Annotated in this window: 17 protein-coding genes; 10 read left to right on the top strand and 7 right to left on the bottom strand. The window is 63.1% G+C overall.

The window, feature by feature from the left end:
* The first annotated feature begins 196 nt into the window (after positions 1-196).
* Positions 197-1,585: an MFS transporter gene (locus F8O05_RS02755; protein ID WP_158051199.1), complete on the top strand. Its 1,389-nt coding sequence runs from the start codon at positions 197-199 to the stop codon at positions 1,583-1,585.
* A gap of 71 nt (positions 1,586-1,656) precedes the next feature.
* On the opposite strand, the gene F8O05_RS02750 is transcribed toward F8O05_RS02755, so the two are convergent.
* Positions 1,657-2,253 carry a DUF4190 domain-containing protein gene (locus tag F8O05_RS02750; protein ID WP_158051198.1) on the bottom strand — a complete coding sequence of 199 codons (597 nt, stop codon included), beginning with the start codon at positions 2,251-2,253 and terminating at the stop codon, positions 1,657-1,659.
* A 13-nt stretch (positions 2,254-2,266) separates the two neighbouring features.
* On the bottom strand, positions 2,267-2,662 hold the full coding sequence (locus F8O05_RS02745; RefSeq protein WP_158051197.1) for a hypothetical protein: 396 nt from the start codon (positions 2,660-2,662) through the stop codon (positions 2,267-2,269).
* A 282-nt stretch (positions 2,663-2,944) separates the two neighbouring features.
* On the opposite strand from F8O05_RS02745, the gene rpsF reads away from it, so the two are divergent.
* The 5 genes from rpsF to dnaB all read left to right on the top strand — a co-directional run bounded on the left by rpsF (position 2,945) and on the right by dnaB (position 6,558).
* Positions 2,945-3,328, top strand: a complete 384-nt coding sequence (gene rpsF / locus F8O05_RS02740) for a 30S ribosomal protein S6 (protein WP_404811352.1) — start codon at positions 2,945-2,947, stop codon at positions 3,326-3,328.
* Positions 3,329-3,372: 44 nt separating this feature from the next.
* A complete protein-coding gene (locus F8O05_RS02735; RefSeq protein WP_158051195.1) occupies positions 3,373-3,957 on the top strand; it encodes a single-stranded DNA-binding protein in 585 nt (194 codons plus the stop codon).
* A gap of 50 nt (positions 3,958-4,007) precedes the next feature.
* Positions 4,008-4,265: a 30S ribosomal protein S18 gene (rpsR, locus tag F8O05_RS02730; protein ID WP_158051194.1), complete on the top strand. Its 258-nt coding sequence runs from the start codon at positions 4,008-4,010 to the stop codon at positions 4,263-4,265.
* 20 nt (positions 4,266-4,285) lie between these two features.
* Positions 4,286-4,738 (top strand): 50S ribosomal protein L9, encoded by a 453-nt coding sequence (gene rplI, locus F8O05_RS02725; protein WP_158051193.1) that lies wholly within the window; start codon positions 4,286-4,288, stop codon positions 4,736-4,738.
* 419 nt (positions 4,739-5,157) lie between these two features.
* On the top strand, positions 5,158-6,558 hold the full coding sequence (dnaB, locus tag F8O05_RS02720; RefSeq protein ID WP_158051192.1) for a replicative DNA helicase: 1,401 nt from the start codon (positions 5,158-5,160) through the stop codon (positions 6,556-6,558).
* A gap of 25 nt (positions 6,559-6,583) precedes the next feature.
* Here the strand turns inward: dnaB and F8O05_RS02715 are convergent, their stop codons facing one another.
* From F8O05_RS02715 to F8O05_RS02700, 4 genes are read right to left on the bottom strand one after another with little or no spacing between them, the layout of a single operon-like run.
* Positions 6,584-7,141, bottom strand: coding sequence for a Uma2 family endonuclease (locus F8O05_RS02715; RefSeq protein ID WP_225735691.1), 558 nt, complete (start codon positions 7,139-7,141; stop codon positions 6,584-6,586).
* Between the two features lie 27 nt (positions 7,142-7,168).
* Positions 7,169-9,955, bottom strand: coding sequence for a multicopper oxidase domain-containing protein (locus tag F8O05_RS02710; RefSeq protein WP_318655804.1), 2,787 nt, complete (start codon positions 9,953-9,955; stop codon positions 7,169-7,171).
* A gap of 20 nt (positions 9,956-9,975) precedes the next feature.
* Positions 9,976-11,241, bottom strand: coding sequence for a hypothetical protein (locus F8O05_RS02705; protein WP_192496998.1), 1,266 nt, complete (start codon positions 11,239-11,241; stop codon positions 9,976-9,978).
* A complete protein-coding gene (locus F8O05_RS02700; protein WP_158051190.1) occupies positions 11,238-11,951 on the bottom strand; it encodes a helix-turn-helix transcriptional regulator in 714 nt (237 codons plus the stop codon). The genes F8O05_RS02705 and F8O05_RS02700 overlap by 4 nt, the downstream gene beginning before the upstream one ends.
* A gap of 80 nt (positions 11,952-12,031) precedes the next feature.
* Between F8O05_RS02700 and F8O05_RS02695 the strand changes: the two genes are divergently transcribed.
* Entirely contained in the window at positions 12,032-12,343 is a 312-nt protein-coding gene (locus F8O05_RS02695; RefSeq protein ID WP_158051189.1) for a DUF2249 domain-containing protein, read from the top strand.
* Positions 12,344-12,432: 89 nt separating this feature from the next.
* On the opposite strand, the gene F8O05_RS02690 is transcribed toward F8O05_RS02695, so the two are convergent.
* A complete protein-coding gene (locus F8O05_RS02690) occupies positions 12,433-15,075 on the bottom strand; it encodes an ATP-dependent Clp protease ATP-binding subunit (RefSeq protein WP_158051188.1) in 2,643 nt (880 codons plus the stop codon).
* A 217-nt stretch (positions 15,076-15,292) separates the two neighbouring features.
* Between F8O05_RS02690 and F8O05_RS02685 the strand changes: the two genes are divergently transcribed.
* From F8O05_RS02685 to F8O05_RS02675, 3 genes are all read left to right on the top strand, one after another.
* Positions 15,293-16,807: a lipase maturation factor family protein gene (locus tag F8O05_RS02685; RefSeq protein WP_158051187.1), complete on the top strand. Its 1,515-nt coding sequence runs from the start codon at positions 15,293-15,295 to the stop codon at positions 16,805-16,807.
* A gap of 75 nt (positions 16,808-16,882) precedes the next feature.
* A complete protein-coding gene (locus tag F8O05_RS02680) occupies positions 16,883-18,088 on the top strand; it encodes an AI-2E family transporter (protein WP_158051186.1) in 1,206 nt (401 codons plus the stop codon).
* Between the two features lie 9 nt (positions 18,089-18,097).
* Positions 18,098-18,715: a CG0192-related protein gene (locus F8O05_RS02675; RefSeq protein ID WP_158051185.1), complete on the top strand. Its 618-nt coding sequence runs from the start codon at positions 18,098-18,100 to the stop codon at positions 18,713-18,715.
* Positions 18,716-18,788: the final 73 nt, after the last annotated feature.

Here is an 18,788-nt window from a genome sequence, read left to right as displayed (position 1 = left end):
TCCCTCCTCGTTATCTCATCCGTCTCCGGAATCTGCGTATGCGTCCCAACGTAAATCCCAATGTAAAGGGAACGTAAGGGATTTGAGCGGACCCGCGGATCATTCGGAACCATAGCTTCGACCAAGATTCTGCACGATTGCGGCGCGAGCCGGCGCTCGAAACGTGCAGCACCTTACGAAACGATTGGACTGGCTAATGTCAACGACGACTGCAACCAAACCGAATCTACGCCGTTCTGTCTCGAACACGCTCAAGGGTTCCGCAGGCAACCTCGTTGAGTGGTACGACGTCTACGTATATTCGGTGTTTGCAACCTACTTTGAATCGCAGTTCTTTGACGAGAACGATGAGAACTCCACCGTCTACGTGTGGGCTATCTTCGCGATTACCTTCCTCATGCGCCCGCTGGGCTCATGGTTCTTCGGCCGCTTCGCCGACCGCTACGGTCGACGCCTGGCGCTGACGATCTCGGTCTCGGTGATGGCCGCATGCTCGATGCTGATCGCGCTCACCCCCACCGCCGAGACCATCGGAATGGGTGCCGTGGTGATTCTTGTGTTCGCCCGCCTCGTGCAGGGCTTCGCAACCGGCGGTGAATACGGCACCAGCGCGACCTACATGTCCGAGGCCGCGATTTCCGGTCGCCGTGGCTTCCTGTCTTCCTTCCACTACGTCACCTTGGTTGGCGGCCACGTGCTCGCACAGCTGACGCTGCTGATCATGGTTATCGCCCTTCCGCACGACGCAATCGCACAGTGGGGCTGGCGCGTAGCCTTCCTGATCGGTGGCGTTGGCGCGCTCGCGGTCCTCATCCTTCGTCGCACCATGGACGAAACCCTGGAGACCAGCGCGATTGCCGCATCCAAGGCGGGTAAGGCGAAGCAAACCGGTTCGATGCGCGAACTGTTTGTGAACCAGTGGAAGCCGCTGCTGCTGTGCTTCCTCGTGACCGCCGGCGGCACGATCGCGTTCTACACCTATTCGGTCACTGGCCCGAGCATCGTGAAGAAGGCGTTCTCGGACGGCGATGTCGTCACTGGTACCGTGCTCAACCTCATCGCGCTGGTCATCCTGATGCTGCTGCAGCCGCTCGGCGGCTGGCTCTCGGACATTGTCGGTCGCAAGACGCTGCTGGTCTTCTTCGGTATCGGTGGTGTGAGCTACACCTGGTTCTTCCTGACCGCCCTGCCGCAGCAGCAGAACCCGGTCGTGGCCTTCTCGATCCTGGTCGGTGGCTTCATCATCCTCACCGGCTACACCTCGATCAACGCGGTGGTGAAGGCGGAACTCTTCCCCACGCACATCCGTGCCCTCGGGCTCGGCTTTGGTTACGCGATGGCGAACTCGGTCTTTGGCGGTACCGCGCCGCTGCTCTACCAGGCAGCCGGTGAGGCGGGTCAGGTTCCGACCTTTATCTGGTACGTCATTGGGGTCATCGCCGTGTCGCTATTCGTGTACGTCTTCTTCCTCAAGAACAAGGGGCAGAACTGGCTCGACGACGAGACCGCAATGAACCAGGTCGTCACAGACGGTGCCCGTGAAGCAGACGCGCAGCGCGAAGAAAAGGACGCCGTGCGCGTGTAGTTGATTGCTGCTGTACAGCAAAGCGGGGTGTGGAATCGATTCCACACCCCGCTTTTTGGTCGGTCTGTGACTTAGTCGTACATGCTGTTTTGGGTAACGAAGAACAGCGGCAGGAACGCGAATAGGGTGAGGATGAGCAACAGCGCCATGATCAGTAACGCGGCGATACTTACTCCGAGCCCCCACCCGGCAAGCGCGCGTCGGCCCTCATACTTCTTGCTCAACCCGATGAAGCCGAGGATGATCCCCGCGACGGGCATGAAGATCGCGAGCCCGCCGATGATCGGAAGAATCCAGAAGAGGAATGACCCCAGCCCGAGGATGAGCGACCAGAGTCCCGGCTGGTTCGTGTTGCTGGCGACGTTTTGGTTTGGGTACGCATTGGATGCGTACTGATTCATCCCGTAGTTCGGCGTCGAATAGTACGGCGCGACTGACCCCGGGACGCCCGGCTGAGTGCCGAATTGGGCGCCGTACTGTGGCGCGCCATATTGGGGAGCGCCGTATTGCGGCGCGACGTTCTGAGGCGGCTGATTGGGATTGAAATACTGCGAAGGGGAAGCATTCGGGTTGGGAGTCTGGGGACTGGATGCATCCGGCTGGGATGCATAAGGCGACTGGCCCGGCTGCTGGTCGCCTTCGGGAGCTTGTCCTGGGTAGTGGGTCACGATGCTGCTTCTCCTAGGTTTCGTATTCCTGCTCGATGAGCGTCTCGAAACTGTCGATGGTGCCCGACTGCTCAAGCCAGTTCCAGGTCCACCAAATGCTGGTGATCACCGGAAGGAACATAGCCAGGATAAAGGCGACACCGCTGACGGCCGTGCCGATGATACCGAGCATCCGCCTACCACGATATTTATCGAGGGCGATACCCAAGATGCCGAACACCAGACCGACAAAGCCGATGAGCACGCCCACGAAACCGATCCAGGGAATCCAGCAAACAGCCAGCGCGACGATGCCGATAATCAAGCCCGTCAAGCCCATCCCATTGATGCCACCGGAGGGCTGTGGTTGGGTCGCCGGTGACTGGTTATACCCAGACTGTTGCCCGTATTGGGGTGGGGGCATGGACATGGCAGCTCCTTGGGGTTGGGTCCTATCCATCACATCACTCGCAGCAATCGGAGTCGATCCCGCGGTCGAGGGATCTTTTGGTCCTCCGAAAGCACGTGATTGCACTGGCGCGGGAACTTTTAACCCTCTAAACTTATCCAGTTGTCCCGACACTGCTGTGTCTGGTCACGGCATTCCCTCGATCAACCGTAGGGGATGTGATGCAACAACCCTCCTGCTGCGGAACGTCCGCAGCCGTTCAAGACCAAAGGAGGTGGGTTTATCGTGCATCAGTATGAGCTCATGGTGATCATCGATCCAGAGATCGACGAGCGCACCGTCGCCCCGAGCCTCGATAAGTTCCTCGCCGTTATCACCAAGGATGGCGGAACCATCGAGAACACCGACATCTGGGGTCGCCGCAAGCTGGCCTACGAGATCAACAAGAAGTCCGAAGGCATCTACGCCGTCGTGAACTTCACGGCTGAGCCGGCAACCGCCGCAGAGCTCGACCGTCAGCTTCGTCTGTCCGAGGCAATCATGCGCACCAAGGTGCTGCGTGCCGAGGAAGCTATCGCCCGTGTGGCAAAGGTGGAAGCTGCAAAGGCTAAGAAGGCTGAGTCCGTAAAGTCGGTCGCAGCTGAGGCAGCCAAGGTTGCCGCATCTTCATCCTCCGACGCTGAGTAATCAGCGACTGAGTAATCACACTTCATCCAAGTAGGGAGCGCGATATGGCAGGCGACACGATCATCACAGTGGTGGGAAATCTCACCGCCGACCCCGAACTCCGGTACACCCCAAATGGTTTTGCAGTGGCGAACTTCACCATTGCATCCACCCCTCGCACCTTCGACCGTCAGTCGAATCAGTGGCAGGACGGGGAGCCGCTGTTCCTTCGTGCGTCTGTATGGCGTGAGCACGCCGAAAACGTCGCGGCAACGCTGACCAAGGGTCAGCGCGTGATCGCGCAGGGCAAGCTCAAGCAGCGTTCCTACGAATCCCGCGAGGGCGAGAAGCGCACCGCGTTCGAACTCGACATTGACGAGATCGGTCCGGCACTTCGCTACGCAACCGCGCAGGTCACCCGCAGCGCAGGCGGCGGTGGCGGTGGCGGTCAAGTTGGCGGCGGTGGCGGCCAGTTTGGTGGCGGCGCTCCCGCACACCAGCAGCGCCCGCAACAGACCCAGCAGCAGCGTCCCCAGGCTGAAGAGCCCTGGGGCAGCCAGCCTTCGGGCGGCGGGAACTTCGGTTCCGGCGGTTGGGCAGCACCGGGCGCGGGTAACTCGGGTGGATTCGATGACGAGCCGCCGTTCTAAACGGCAGGTTCTCACAACGTTTCATATAGCTAAGAAAGAAGCAGATCAGCATGGCTGGTAAGTCGAGCGGCAAGCGCCGCACGCAGGGTCGCGGCAAGGACAAGCCCGCAGCACCCGCGAAAAGCATCAAGGTTGGCGTCATTGACTACAAGGACGTCAACACCCTCCGTAAGTTCGTGTCGGAGCGCGGCAAGATCCGTGCCCGCCGTATCACCGGTGTTTCGGTTCAGGAGCAGCGTCTCATCGCTCGCGCCGTAAAGAACGCCCGTGAGATGGCTCTCCTTCCGTACGCCGGCTCAGGCCGCTAGGAAGAAAGGTCCACGACATCATGGCAAAGGTAATTCTTACTAACGAGGTCAGCGGGCTCGGCTCGGCTGGCGACGTCGTTGAGGTTCGTAACGGCTACGCCCGTAACTACCTCGTACCGCAGGGTCTGGCAACGAACTGGACCCGTGGTGGCGAGAAGCAGGTAGAGCAGATTCAGGCTGCTCGCGCCGCTCGCGAACTCCACTCGGTTGAAGACGCTAAGGCACTCAAGGCTTCGCTTGAGGCTGCACTCGTCAAGGTCAACGTCAAGGCTGGCAAGGAAGGCCGTCTCTTCGGTTCGGTTCGCCCGGCCGCCGTTGCAGAGGCTGCTGAGGCTCAGGGCATTGGCAAGATCGACCAGCGCAAGATCGTGTTCCCGAACCCGATCAAGTCGGTTGGAAACCACCAGGCAACCGTTCGTCTGCACGACGACGTTTCGGCAACCTTCACGGTTCAGGTGATCGCAGCTCGCTAAGCAATTTGGCGAACTGACACCTCAAGGGTTGGTTGTGCATCCGCTGGATGCACAACCAACCCTTTATCGTGTTTCCGGCCGGTTATCCACAGTGAAAGTGCAGTGAGCTAAAACTCTCAAGTTCAACTTTACACAGATTAAGATTTTTGCCTGTGGAGTGTAAAAAGCCTGGTCAGCTAGTATTTTTCTGGTCGTATTTTTGGAGTTATCCATAGTTTTCCACAGGCTGCTCACATGAGCCAACAGGTTCGTCCACGAACCCTCCACAAGTTTTCCACAGGTGCGGATTTTTGTGAGTTGAACTGCCGCTATGGTGGCGAAGCGCTCTCTTTCGGACCAGCGGGTCGCCATTTTTCGTCGATGTCGGTGGCTCGCGATAGAACCGTTCCAATTGAGATTTGCGCAGAGGAAGGAAGTCCATGACGATCACGCATCTGGGTGCAGAGGCTCGCGAGCGGTCAAAGGATGCGCAGGACGGCTCCCGCACTCCTCCGCACGACTTGCTTGCCGAGCAGTCGGCGCTCGGCGGCATGCTGCTGTCGAAGGATGCGGTGGCGGACGTGGTCGAGTCGGTTCGCGGTGTCGACTTCTACATTCCCAAGCACGAGATCATCTTTGACGCGCTGAGCACGCTCTACGCGGCGGGTGAGCCGACAGACGTCATCGCGGTCACCGACCAACTCACCAAGACCGGTGATCTGCAGCGTGCCGGTGGGGCTGATTACCTGCACACTCTCGCGGGCATTGTGCCGACCGCGGCCAACGCCGGCTACTACGCCGGGATCGTCGCCGAGCGCGCGGTGCTGCGCCGTCTTGTCGAAGCGGGTACTCGCATTGTGCAGATGGGCTACGGCGCCGAGGGTGAAGTCGTTGAACTGGTGAACCAGGCTCAGGCCGAGATTTACGGTGTTACCGGTGGTGTTGAGACTGAAGACTATGTGCCGCTGAGCGATGCGCTGCTCGAAGCGCTGGGTGAGATCGACGCCGCACAGAACCGTGACGGCACGATGACCGGTGTCCCCACCGGCTTCCGCGATCTCGATGCCCTGACGAACGGCTTGCACTCCGGGCAGTTGATCATCATCGCGGCACGACCAGGTTTGGGTAAGTCGACTTTTGCGTTGGACCTGTGCCGCAGTGCGGCGGTGCACGCCAAGAAACCGGCGATCTTCTTCTCGCTTGAAATGAGTCGCGCCGAGATCGCAATGCGTTTGATCTCGGCGGAGGCAAACGTGAAGCTGCAGCACATGCGTACCGGCAAGGTTTCGGATGAGGACATGCAGCGCATCGTGCGCACGCAGGGAGACATTAACGATTCCCCGCTCTACATCGATGACTCACCGAATATGACGCTCGTGGAGATCCGCGCGAAGTGCCGTCGGTTGAAGCAGAAGTACGGCCTCGAGCTGATCGTGATCGACTATCTGCAGCTGATGACCTCGGGCAAGCGTGTGGAATCGCGTCAGCAAGAGGTGTCGGAGTTCTCGCGTGCGCTGAAGCTGCTCGCGAAGGAGCTCGAAGTACCGGTAATCGCGCTGTCGCAGCTGAACCGTAACTCTGAGCAGCGCGCCGATAAGAAACCCGCCGTGAGTGACCTGCGTGAGTCCGGCTCGCTCGAGCAGGACGCCGACATGGTGATTCTGCTGCACCGTGAAGGTGCGTATGAAAAGGATCACCCGCGCGCATCCGAGGCCGACATCATCGTCGCGAAGCACCGTAACGGCCCGACCGATACGATCACCGTGCTCTTCCAGGGCCACCTCTCGAAGTTCGTCGACTACGCCCCGGGCATGGCGCCGTCGCAGAATATGGGGCCGTAGGGCGAGCTTCAAGCGGTGTGGCTGATTACGCCTCTGTCAGCGAGTCAGGCGTGAGTCGCAGACGAACGGGTATTTCGACCTCAAAAGTCTCTGTACCGGTAGCGCGGTCGACCTCGACGTACGAACCGTCGACCAGGTCCCAAGCAATGACGGACGGTTCGTCGGGGTCCACGACCCAGTAGTGAGGGCAACCGGCGCGCTGCAATCGCTCCTTCTTCAGGAGCATGTCGATGCTGCGGGTTGAAGGCGAGACCACTTCAACTGCGAGCAGCGGTGGGCCGGGGAGTTCGGTTTCCGTGAAGGCGTCGTGTGGCGCGACCAAGAGGTCGGGCTGGATGACGGTGTTGTCGGCAAGCACGACATCGATGGGTGCAAAAAGGACTTCGAGGTCAGATGGCACGGACTCCTGCAAGATCCTCACGAGCTGTGCCAGTACTCGCTGATGCCGCACTCGTGGTGCCGGGGTCACGATGAGCACTCCATCGATGAGTTCGTAGCGGTACCCGTCATCGGGCACCGACTGCAGATCGGCACGCGTCAGCTCCCGCCCGTAAGGCAAGAAACTCTGCGCTGAAGTCGTCATGGTCGACATGGTAATTCGCCTCCCTGGTCAGGGGGAGACAGCGAAGACGCCGTGGGCGCCGTGTTCGGCGTCGATCATGAGGTGAGAGACGAACGGATAGTTGCCAGCCTCGGGGAAGCTCAACTCGACAAATCCACCCTGTGCGGGCAGCAAATCCAATGCCTGTGCGCCGACGCCCGGACTGTTGTTGATCGAGTAGGCACCCTCCTTCCACACCGTGTCGAACTGACCACCGACGATGTGGAAACTCGAGGGTCGCTCGATTCCCGCATCCAACACCCAAATACGCACCCGTTCGCCGACCGACGCTTCGAGCGGTGCGTGATCGTATTGGTTTGCGTAGCCATTGAAGACGACGAGGTCGGGCGCGCGATCTTCGATCTTGGTCATGTCGACCTCACCACCCTCATGATCGCCGAGATAGTACTCACCCTGGACGAGCACATAACTGCGGTCCACAGCGGGCAGGTCGTCGGGCTCGATGACCACCGCGCCGTACATACCGTTCGCAATATGCGCCGACATCGGCATCGTCGAGCAGTGGTACATCCAGATCCCGGCGCGGGTCGCCGTGAAGGTGTACGTGAGCTGTTCACCCGGCGCGATGGTGCGCATCGGCTCGTCAGGGGCGAGCGCTCCCGCGTGGAAGTCGATCGAGTGGCCCATATTGCCGTAGTTCACGAGGGTGACCACGAAGGTATCGCCCACTCGACCGTGCAGGGTTGGGCCCGGAGCGCTGCCGTTGTAGACCCAGAGCGTCTGTGTGACGCCGGGTGCCACTTCGAGCACCTCGTCGGTGACGGTGAGTGTCACCTCGTGGGTAGTCGGGCCATCCGCGGCGGGGAGGGGTGGCAAATCGGCAGCAAACGGTGTGAAACCCGCGCCGGGATCCGCCGTAAGATCCACGCCACCCATGTCCATATCGGCCATCGAGTGGCCGTCCTCGGCGGATGCATCGCTCGTGTCATCGGCGCCACTGGAGTCAGCACCATCTGCGGTGTTCGCCGAGTCGACGGCTCCGGTCACCTTGACCGTCAAGGTCATCCCCATTTGACGGTGTCCCACGATGGAGCACCAGCCGTCCAAGTCCTCGGTCAACACCCCAAAATCGATGGTTTCACTCTCGCCAGGCGCGAGACGACCACTCGTGACCCCGTTCGCAAACACCAAGTCGTGCACCTGCGAGGCATCGGTATTGGTGAGCTCAACGACGAGCCGATTACCCGCCGGAACCTCCAGCACATTCGGCGTGAAGGTCATGTCCGCGGCATCGACCTGAATCGTGGTGACCGGCGCATCCGCGTCTCCCGCTGCTCCGGCACCCCAGCCGACACCGATCGGGTCGAGGGATGCGGTAATTACCGCCGCCAGCAGCACCGTCACGAGTCCTGCCATTGCCTGTCCGGCGCGGCGACCCTTTTCAGGAGCCGCCCGTTCAGGGCGAGCCGGCTTTGGGGTCGCCGAGTCTGGGGTCGCCGCCGCAGTGCGCGCCGGTTTAACGTTCGCGGCGACCTTGCCCGCCGATTCAGCGCTTGCGGCAGCCTCGCCCGCCGATTCAGCCCTCGTGGCAGCCTTGCCCGCCAAGGCCTGTTTCGCCTTTCGCTGGGCCCGCATTGCCGGGAACATATTGACGAGGAAGGATCCCATCGCGATTACATAGAGCAGCGATGCAACCACCCGCATCAGGCTCGACACTGGCAGGGCACAGACCACGAGCGCGGCATTCGCGACGGTGACCCGCAGCGTCCCGAGCCGGTCAAAGGCGACGGTGCCGATACGGACGGGGCGAGGTCCACCACCGAGCACCACGGGAACGAGATAGCTCAACGCGCCCACGAGTACCTGCGCCGCGAACCCCGCCGCCAGGTACGGCACAAGGCCATCGATGAGCACCTGAATCTGCTCGAAACCGCCACCGGTTAGCCGCTTGGTGATCGTGCCGACCATGAGCACGGCCACACAGCCGAACCACCACAGCAGTGCGCATCCAACCGAAAGTGCGGCGAAGCTGCGGGGCGGAGCATTGCGGGCCGCGCGTACGAGCGAAACCCCGAGCATCCCGAGACCGGCAAGATATCCGGCCAGACCCACTGCCAGCAGTGGCATCAGGGCGAGCGCTGCCCCGAGCGCGGCCACCAGCACACCCACCGCGAGGACCGGCAGCGCGCGCATGGCCCAGGTGGCCGCGTGCTCATCGGCGCGGGTGCGCAGGATCGTCGGCCAGAGCGTCACGACCGTCCCGGCCACGGTGAGCCCGACCCAACCGAGCACATTGATCAGTGCGTGTGAAAGCGCGAGCTGAGGGGCCGCATCCCCTCGGGCGACGATTGCGCCGAGCACCGCACCGATTGCGAGGAGCCCGGCCGAGGCCACGTAGTAGCGGATCGTCTTGCCGAACTTCCCCGGCAGGCTCCCTCGAGCGCGCCGCACGATCGCCCAGCCATGCCACAGCACCGCCACGATCAGCGCCGCCGAACCCACCGCGGTGAGCGCCCAAATGCCCGTAGGCACACCGATGAACACGAGCACCGCGCCCAGGTTGGAGCAGGTCAGACGGATGTTTTGCAGTTTTTGATCGCGTCTGGTCGCGCGAGTGCGAAGCAGCGCGAAGGAGAAATACTCGCTCCAGGTGAGGATGGCGTGGGTGATCGCGCCGAGCAGCAGCAGGTGGATCATCAACCAGCGCGGTTCGGGAATGCCGCGGTGCACGAAGGTCGCGATCAGCGCGAGCAGCAGCCACAGCGCGGTGGGAATATCGCGCATAAACCGGAAGCCGCGACCGGGTGCCGCGTCGCTCGGTTTAACGGTGGTCAAGGGCTGGACTGAGGGAGACATCATTGCGTGCCTTCGGGGCGCTCGGGATGGTCGAGGTGATCGGGACTTAGGGCGGTTGCCTTCGACCGGTCGCGCGGTGGCTGCGGTGCAGTGGCCTGCTTGGTGCTCGCGGATGCTTTGGGTTCCTTGGCCTTGGGCGGCCCGAGGATCGCGCTCGTCACCGCGGTCAGCGCGAAGAGCAGCAGTGCCGCGACGTTCAGCGCCCCGCCGATCTGCCAGCCGACGGGGTAGCCGAGCCCGTCGCCAATCCAGATTCGCACGATCAGCGCCAGCTGCAGCAGCGAAACCGGTACCCAGAAGGCGGCCCGGTAGGGGAGGGTGACGTGCAGCACCGCGGGCAGAATCGTGGTCGCGTGCGCCATGATCATCGAAAAGGTGTAGCCGAGAAAGATCGCGTGCGCGACGGCGTCGTAAGCGGGCTGATTCGCACTTGGGTCGCCAAAGCTCAGCACGATTCCGGCGACCGCAAGCCAAACGTATCCGGCGAGGATGCACGCAGCCATATAGCGGGTCGCGCCGGTGGAGCGGATGGTGCGGCGGGCAATATCGTGCCGCACGAGCCAACCGCACAGCGACAGTAGCGAGATGCCCAACAGGATGGCCCCCGCATCCGGCAGCACCATGCCGACGACCAAAGATCCGGTGACCGCCCAGGCGTGCGCCAGGAGCATCCCGCCCGCGCGCGGACCCATGGTGATGCGGGCGAGTTCCACGCGTTCGGCGGCGATGGTGAGCACGAGAAATCCGATCAGCCAAGGCACCACTCGGCCCATGCCATCCTGTGCAAGCCAAATGATCGCGCCGCACAGCCCCAGCGCGGCCCCAAGCAGCTGTGCGAGGAGCGGTGCGTCGAACTGTCTGCGCCAGAGCGGAATATAGAGGAGCGTGAAGGCGGCGGCACCCGCAATGACTGCGACTTTGGCGACGAGCAGCGGCACCGGCGAGGCCACAAGCAGGATCCCGCCGAGCCCGAGGAGCGCCGGGGCGATGAATCCCCACCAGCGGCCCAGCGCGGTCGCTCGTTCGAGGGCGATCAGGGTGCCGACGAAGGCGAGCACGAGGAGCATCCCGTGCACATCGGGCAGGCGGTCGGTGGTGAGCGGAGCCGGTACTCCGAGCAGGAGCAACCCGGCATCGAGACCGAGCAGCAGCGCGATCGCGGCGGGAACGAGCCACACCAGTCGCCAGGAGGGGCCGCGGCGGGATGCACTGGTCCCGATCGTCGACACGGTCGTACGCCCAGCGGTGGCTCGGTGGCCGGTCATGATGCCGACTGCAGTTGGCTGTGGAGTCGCAGCACGCAGACGCCGCCCGGAGCGAAGGGTTCGAGTTCGGCGCTCGCGGTTGGGTCTTGGCTGCGCGCGATGCCCTCGATCATGCCCTCGTGCACAGCACAGATCACTTCGGAGTACTCGGCGGCCGCGGCGAGCAGTGGGCATACTCGCAGGGCGATGGTGGCTGTGGCGGATGCATCGGAATTTTCCTCCACAGGCGCAAATCCCTGCTCGCGCATGACCTCGAGCACGCGGCTGCGTGTCGTTTCTTCCTTGTCGTCTTGCCGCTCGGCGGCGAGCCGGGCGCCCCAGGTCGTGCCCGTGCGCCGAGCCTCGCGCACCGCATCGGGCACCGTGCGTTCGAGGGTCTCGGCCAGCGTCGCGGCAAGGCCGGCATAGGGCGAGGCGACCTGTGCATCCACGGTTCGCCAGCGCACCGCGGGACGCCCGCGAGCCCCGGTACTCGACTCTTCGCGGCGCAGATGTCCGTCGGAGTGGAGGCGCTCGAGGTGACCGCGCACCGTGTTTTCGTGGAGGCCCGTGGCCTCGACGAGCTCTGCTGTGGAGGCCGAGCCGCGCCGCTCAATCTCACGCAGCAGGCGCTCGCGGGTGGGTGAATGCTTGCGCCCCGTGGCCGTACGTCGAGGCTGAGCCTTGGGGTTCGCATCCGCACTCTCATCGAATGCGCGCTGCCGAGTCACTTCCACCACCTCCAAATCTTTTCCACGGGATTAAGTGTAATAAACTTTGGGGCACCTGAACATCGAGCCGGAGGGGTGCCATGGAGCCCATCGAAATTCACCGTTCACGCGCCGAAGCTGTCGACCAGCCCAGTGGCACCTGTGCCTGCGGCGGGCACGACGAAACGCTGCCGGAGCTCGACGTGCAAACTATTCCGCACGCGATCCGGCACGCAGCGATTTTTGGTGCCATTGAGTCGCTGCGGCCCGGGACGGGACTGATCATCTCGGCCACGCACGACCCGGTGCCACTGCTGCAGCAATTGGAGGCCAAGCACGGCGAGCAGTACTCGACTGAGTACCTGGATCGCGGCCCGGAGCGCTGGTGCATCGAGATCCGCAACGCGGGCTGAGCGAGGATCTCGCACGAAATACCACCGATGATGCAGTTTGCCCCCTTTATTTCGGTGGCAAACTGCATCCTCGGTGGTATTCGCAGGCTCTAGGCGGTGACTTCCTCGCGGGCGGCGGGAGTAGCCTGCGGCATTACCTGCAGCTGGCCCTGCGCATCCACCGTCACCGCGATCGTGCCGCCCTCGGCAACTGCTTCGCCCACCAGCAGGTCGGCGATGCGGTCGTCGAGTTCGCGCTGGATCACGCGGCGCAGCGGGCGAGCGCCGAATTCGGGCTCGTAACCGGTCTCGGCGATCCAGCTGACCGCGGCGTCGTCCACCTGCAGCGTGATGCCCTGCGTGGCGAGGCGAGCGATTGACTTACCGAGCTGCAGCTTCGCGATTTCGCGCAGTTGCTCGGGCTCGAGCTTGCGGAACAGCACGGTCTCATCAATGCGGTTGAGGAATTCCGGTCGCATCGATTCGCGAAGCTTCCCCATCACCTTCTGCCGCATCTCGCGATCGGCATCTTCCACCCGTCCGGAGGCGAACCCGAGGGGTGCGCCCTTGGCAGCGATGAACTCCGAACCGAGGTTCGAGGTCATGATGATCACCGTGTTGCGGAAGTCGACCGTGCGGCCCTGACCGTCGGTCAGACGCCCGTCGTCAAGAACCTGCAGCAGCAGGTTGAACACGTCGGGGTGCGCCTTCTCGATCTCGTCGAGCAGCACCACCGAGTACGGGCAGCGGCGGACACGCTCGGTGAGCTGCCCGGCCTCGTCGTAGCCGACGTATCCCGGAGGGGCACCGACCAGTCGCGACACCGTGTGCCGTTCACCGAATTCACTCATGTCGAAGCGGACCATGGCGGTCTCATCGTCAAAGAGCGACTCGGCGAGCGCCTTCGCGAGCTCGGTCTTCCCTACACCCGTGGGGCCGAGGAAGAGGAAGCTCCCCACCGGACGGTTGGGGTCACCCATGCCGGTGCGGTTACGGCGGACGGCCTTCGCGACCGCGGTGACGGCCTCATCCTGGCCCACCACGCGCTCGTGGAGCTGTTCCTCGAGACGCGCAAGCCGCGACTTCTCCGATTCAGTCATCGAGGCGGCCGGGATGCCGGTCGCGCGCGAGACAACCTCGGCGATCTGCTGTTCGTCGACCACGCGCGAGCTGGTGCTCGCGGTGGTGCCGGATGCTGTGGCTGCGGATGCCGTGGCCGAACCGGACTGAGTGGTCAAGCCGGATGGGGCACCCGAGCCTGACTGCGTGGCCGCGTCGAGTTCCTTGGTCACCTCGCTGATCTCATCGCGGATCTCGCCGGCGCGCTCGAAGTGTTCGGCCTCGATGGCACTGTGCTTTTCAGCCTCGAGCTCACCCAGTCGTGTGCGGAGCGCCTCAACGTCAACCTTCGAACCGGCCTGCAGCGAGAGTCGAGCACCCGCCTGGTCTATCAGGTCGATCGCCTTATCGGGCAGGAAGCGGTCGCTGATATAGCGGTCCGAAAGTTCCACGGCCGCGCGGATGGCCTCCGGCGTGTAGGTCACGCCGTGGTGTTCGGCGTAGCGATCCTTGAGCCCGTCGAGGATGCTCACGGCATCTTCGATACCGGGCTCGCCAACCATCACCGGCTGGAAACGGCGGGCGAGGGCCGCGTCTTTTTCGATCTTGCGGAACTCGTTCAGCGTGGTCGCGCCCACCATGTGCAGGTCACCGCGCGCGAGGCGCGGCTTCAGGATATTGCCGGCATCCATCCCGCCGGATTCACCCGAACCACCCGCGCCGACCACGGTGTGCAGCTCGTCGATAAACACGATCGTGTTGCCACCGTCGGCCGCGATCTCCTCGATCGCGCCGGTGAGGCGCTCTTCGAAGTCACCGCGGTAACGGGTACCGGCGACCATTCCCGCGAGGTCGAGCGAGAGGACGCGCTTGCCCTTGAGCTGTGCGGGCACCTCATCCGCCGCGACGGCCTGCGCGAGGCCTTCGGCGATGGCGGTCTTTCCGACACCGGCTTCACCGATCAGCACCGGGTTGTTCTTGGTTCGACGGGCGAGGATCTCGATGGTCTGCTCGATCTCGCGAGCACGGCCGATCACCGGGTCGAGCTTGCCCTCGCGAGCCTCCTCGGTCAGGTCGATGGCGAACTGCTCGAGCACCGAACCCTGCTGACCCTGCTGCTGGCCGGCAGCCTGACCCGCGGCTTCCGCCTGGGCCTCGGCCTGCGCCTGAGCTTGCGCTTGCGCACCGGCCTGCAGCGAGTCCTGGGTGATACCGGCAGCAGCGAGCAACTGCCCCGCGGTCGAGTCGTGGTTGAGGACGAGCGCGAAGAAGAGGTGCTCGGGGTCGACATAGGTTGAGCCGAATGCGCGAGCAGCCTGGTAGCCGTCGAGCAGGGTCCGCTGGGCGGAACCAGTGAACGAGGGGGTGCCCTCAAAGCGGTCTGTGTGCTCGGGCAGACGTTCATCGACCGCGTTCGCGATCGCCTCCGGCTCTGCGCCGAGCTGCTTGATATAGGGCGAGATAACCTCATCCAGAATCATGACGCGCAGTAGGTGTAGCGCGTCCACTTCACCGTGGCCGTGCTCCACGGCGAATTTCACCGCGCGGTTTACGATTTCGTGCGAGCGCTTGCTCAGCAGGCGTGACATATCCACCGAGCGTCCAGAACGGCCCGAGCCCCGACCCTGCAGGTAGCGGGACAGGAACTCGTCGAAGGAGCCGTCAGGACCGGCGGACCCGAAGAATGCGGGCATTAGTGAACCTCCAACAGGAAACTTGAGTGTGTATGACTCAAGTAACGTATCAGGGGTCGGCTCTTATTCCCACCATGTTCGAAATGAGCGAAATTTCTGGGACAGCCGTCACAATGGCCGTGATGTCTCGACGCGGCGACGACCGTGCGGCAGCGGATGCGTCAGGCAGATCTCGTGCGGCTGGCAGGGGTGCGGCCGGCAGGACCGGAGGTGACTGATGGACTGGTCAAGCTGGATGAACTGGCTCGCACTCCTCGACGCGACGAACTACACCATCGCGCGTGAAGTCATCCTGCGCGGCACCGCGGCAATCTACTTCTTCGCATTCCTCTCCACCTTCCACCAGTTCCCGGTGCTGATCGGCGAACGCGGCCTGCTGCCAGTCCAACGCTTCATCGACCGCACTCGCGCGAAGGACTTTCCGGGCCTCTTCCGCTTCAAACGATTCCCATATAGCGATCGCAAGCTGCGCATCCTGTGCCTGATCGGGATGGTGCTCGCGCTCGCGACCGTGGCCGGGCTCCCGCAACTCGGGCCCGCTTGGAGCACCATCCCGGTGTTCCTCGTGATGTGGCTCTTCTACCTGTCGATCGTGAACCTAGGGCAGCGCTTCTACAGCTTTGGGTGGGAAATGATGCTGCTGGAAGCGGGCTTTATCGTCGGCTTCCTCGGGTCGAACGAGGTCGCCCCACCCGCACTGATGCTGCTTTTTATCCGCTGGCTGATGTTCCGACTCGAGTTCGGCGCCGGGATGATCAAAATGCGCGGGGACACCGCCTGGCGCAACCTCACCGCGATGTACTACCACCACCAAACCCAGCCGATGCCGAATCCGGTCAGTCGCTGGGCGCACCAAAAACCAGCCTGGTGGCATCGCGGCGAGGCGCTCGGCAGTCACATCGTCCAGCTCGGGATGCCGTGGCTGCTGTTCTTCCCGCAACCCATCGCATCCATCGCCGCCAGCGCGATCATCGTCAGCCAACTCATCCTCGTAATCACCGGCAACTACGCCTGGCTCAACTGGCTCACAATCATCCTCGCCTTCAGCGGCATTAGTGACTCTTTTCTGCGCTGGGTTTTCGGCGGTCCCTGGCCGGGCTGGGGTTGGGAGCGACTCGAGCAGCTTGGCACCGCGGCCGCGATGCACTCCCCGGCCTGGTGGCTCATCCTCACCACGGTCGTATTCCTCGGTTTGTTGAGCCTGAGCTGGCCGCCGCTGCACAATCTCTTCTTCGCCGAGCGGCAGCGGATGAACGCGAGCTTTAACCGCATCCACCTCGTGAATGCCTACGGGGCGTTCGGATCGATGACCAAGGAACGTCGCGAATTTGTCGTCGAGGGCACGATGGCGGCGGTTCCCGGTCCGGATGATTGGCAAGCCTATGAGTTTCGCGGCAAACCGGGTGACCCGCGCCGCATCCCGCGACAGTTCGCGCCCTATCACCTGCGCCTGGACTGGCTGATGTGGTTTGCCGCGCTCGGCGCCTACCGCGAGGTCTGGTTTTCGCGATTCCTCGACCGAATCCTCGAGGGGGATGCGGGTATCCGCAAGCTCTTGCGGGTCGACCCCTTCGGTGGGGATGCGCCGAGGCTGATTCGCGTGCGCATCTACGAGTACCGCTACGCGACCCGTGAAGAGCGAAAGCGCACCGGCAACTGGTGGGTGCGCGAACCGCGCGGAATGCTCGTGAAACCGCAGGGGCTGCGGCGGAAGCCGCGGCCACGAGAATAGCGCTCACATGGCCCGAGCAGCCGAAACCGCATAAATTGGCAGGGGTAGAGCCGCGGCGTGGAGGAGAACGAACGAATGCAAGCTGAGCGCGACGAGCACGACCCGAGCGCAGCTGGCTCCGGAAACTCCAAAAACTCCACACCCGCAAGCGATAAGCACCGCGGAATCACCTACCCGAAACCGCTCGCGATCCTCGCGGGTGTGGTGCTCGCCATCGTCGGGCTGATCGCCCTGCAGCAGATCGCGAGCTTCGTCACACCGGTGTTCCTCGGCTTCAACCTGGCGCTCGCGATCTCGCCGTTCTTCCACTGGATGCTCCGCAGACGCGTGCCGAAAATCCTCGCCGGTACGGTCGCGGCGCTCACGGTGTATGCGCTACTGATCCTCTTTGTCGGGCTGATGATCTGGTCGGTGGCGCTGCTGATCCAGGAGCTGCCAAAGTACGGCGCGGAGTTTAACGACCTCTATCGCAATCTGCTCGAGTGGCTGAGCGGCTTCGGCATCACGCAGGATGCGCTGCTCGCGCAGCTGCAGGGGCTATTCAACCCGGCGCAGATCGCCGCACTACTGCAGAGCCTGATGGGAAACTTCGGGAGCGTGATGTCGCTGTTTGCGACCCTGCTCGTGGTGATCTTTTTCATCTTCTTTGACGCGGTCACCTTTGAGCCGCGCATGCAGCGCGTCCGCGTCGAACAACCCCAGGTGGGTGCCGCCTTTGATTCTTTCTCGCAGGGCGTGGGCCGCTACTGGATCGTCACCACGATCTTTGGCCTCATCGTCGCGGTGATCGACGTGATCGCGCTCGAGATCCTCGGTGTGCCGCTGGCGCTCGTGTGGGGTGTGTTCTCCTTCCTCACGAACTACATCCCCAATATTGGTTTCGTGATCGGGATGATTCCGCCGGTGCTGATGGCCCTGCTCGCAAATGACTGGGTGAACGCGCTGATCGTGCTCGCGGTCTGGTCGATCATTAACTTCGTGATTCAGTCACTTATCCAGCCGAAGTTTGCGGGTGAAGCGGTCGGTGTCACTCCCACGGTGTCCTTCCTTTCACTGCTGGTGTGGGCCTTCGCCCTCGGCCCGATTGGGGCACTCCTCGCGCTGCCGGCGACGCTGCTGGTCAAGGCGGTGTTGGTGGATGCGAACCCCAACGCCCGCTGGATCAACCTGCTCATCTCTTCCGAACCCGACCTCAATCCCTCCGCGCCGAAACCCGAGCGCCGCAGGCGGCGCGGCTCGCGCCCGGGAAGTTCTGAGGTCGGTGACGCGGCCGCAGGCTAGCGTGGCTGCATGGCCATTGTTTTTGACGCAAAGCTGGTTCCTTCCAAGCCCGACCTGATCGCGGCCTGGCTTCCCACACAGTCGTGGTTCCAAGAAAGCAATCCCGCGATCGAGGTCCTCGGTGCTTTCCGATTCGACGACCCAAACGGTGAAGTGGGCATCGAGACGCACATCGTGCGCGGCGCATCCGGCACGGTGTACCAGGTGCCGTTGAGCTATCGCGGCGCTGCGATGGCCGACGCCGGTCGCTTCCTCGTCACCGAACTGGAGCACTCGGTGCTGGGCCACCGCTGGGTGTACGACGCCGCAGCTGATCCGGTAGCCGTGGCCGCGCTCGTGACGGCGATCACCACCGGGCAACACCAGGCCGAAGTGTTTCTGGCGGAGTCTGAGACGCCGCTGCCGGTGAGCGTTGCGGTGCAGGGCACCGGCACGTCAGAGCGAGCCCCGCAGGCCACGCTAATTGGTTTGGAGACGAAGGATGCGGTCACGCGCGTGCAGACTGATTCGCTCGCGCTGGACATCTTCCGCGTAGTTTCCGGCTTGCAAGAGGGCAGCTTCCGGCTGGATGCGCAATCCGGTTTCGACGGCGTCCCGGCTACGCTCGCCCGAGTGGTTTCGGTATAAGATTCCCCGCCGACTAGCGGTCGCGGATGCGTCGGGACGCGTGACGTGCTCGCAGCCGACTGGCTAGTCTGTA

This window comes from Gulosibacter chungangensis, assembly GCF_008831155.1.
GTDB classification, from domain to species: domain Bacteria; phylum Actinomycetota; class Actinomycetes; order Actinomycetales; family Microbacteriaceae; genus Gulosibacter; species Gulosibacter chungangensis.
The sequence above is the reverse complement of the archived record's forward strand: the minus strand, read 5'-3'. Positions and strand labels throughout refer to the sequence as shown.

Coding starts and splice junctions, on each gene's coding strand:
- rpsR (WP_158051194.1), top strand. CDS start 4,008: ATGGCTGGTAAGTCGAGCGGCAAGCGCCGCACGCAGGGTCGCGGCAAG.
- F8O05_RS02675 (WP_158051185.1), top strand. CDS start 18,098: ATGGCCATTGTTTTTGACGCAAAGCTGGTTCCTTCCAAGCCCGACCTG.
- F8O05_RS02705 (WP_192496998.1), bottom strand. CDS start 11,241: ATGACCGGCCACCGAGCCACCGCTGGGCGTACGACCGTGTCGACGATC.
- rplI (WP_158051193.1), top strand. CDS start 4,286: ATGGCAAAGGTAATTCTTACTAACGAGGTCAGCGGGCTCGGCTCGGCT.
- F8O05_RS02685 (WP_158051187.1), top strand. CDS start 15,293: ATGGACTGGTCAAGCTGGATGAACTGGCTCGCACTCCTCGACGCGACG.
- F8O05_RS02755 (WP_158051199.1), top strand. CDS start 197: ATGTCAACGACGACTGCAACCAAACCGAATCTACGCCGTTCTGTCTCG.
- F8O05_RS02745 (WP_158051197.1), bottom strand. CDS start 2,662: ATGTCCATGCCCCCACCCCAATACGGGCAACAGTCTGGGTATAACCAG.
- rpsF (WP_404811352.1), top strand. CDS start 2,945: ATGGTGATCATCGATCCAGAGATCGACGAGCGCACCGTCGCCCCGAGC.
- dnaB (WP_158051192.1), top strand. CDS start 5,158: ATGACGATCACGCATCTGGGTGCAGAGGCTCGCGAGCGGTCAAAGGAT.
- F8O05_RS02695 (WP_158051189.1), top strand. CDS start 12,032: ATGGAGCCCATCGAAATTCACCGTTCACGCGCCGAAGCTGTCGACCAG.
- F8O05_RS02735 (WP_158051195.1), top strand. CDS start 3,373: ATGGCAGGCGACACGATCATCACAGTGGTGGGAAATCTCACCGCCGAC.
- F8O05_RS02680 (WP_158051186.1), top strand. CDS start 16,883: ATGCAAGCTGAGCGCGACGAGCACGACCCGAGCGCAGCTGGCTCCGGA.
- F8O05_RS02690 (WP_158051188.1), bottom strand. CDS start 15,075: ATGCCCGCATTCTTCGGGTCCGCCGGTCCTGACGGCTCCTTCGACGAG.
- F8O05_RS02715 (WP_225735691.1), bottom strand. CDS start 7,141: ATGACGACTTCAGCGCAGAGTTTCTTGCCTTACGGGCGGGAGCTGACG.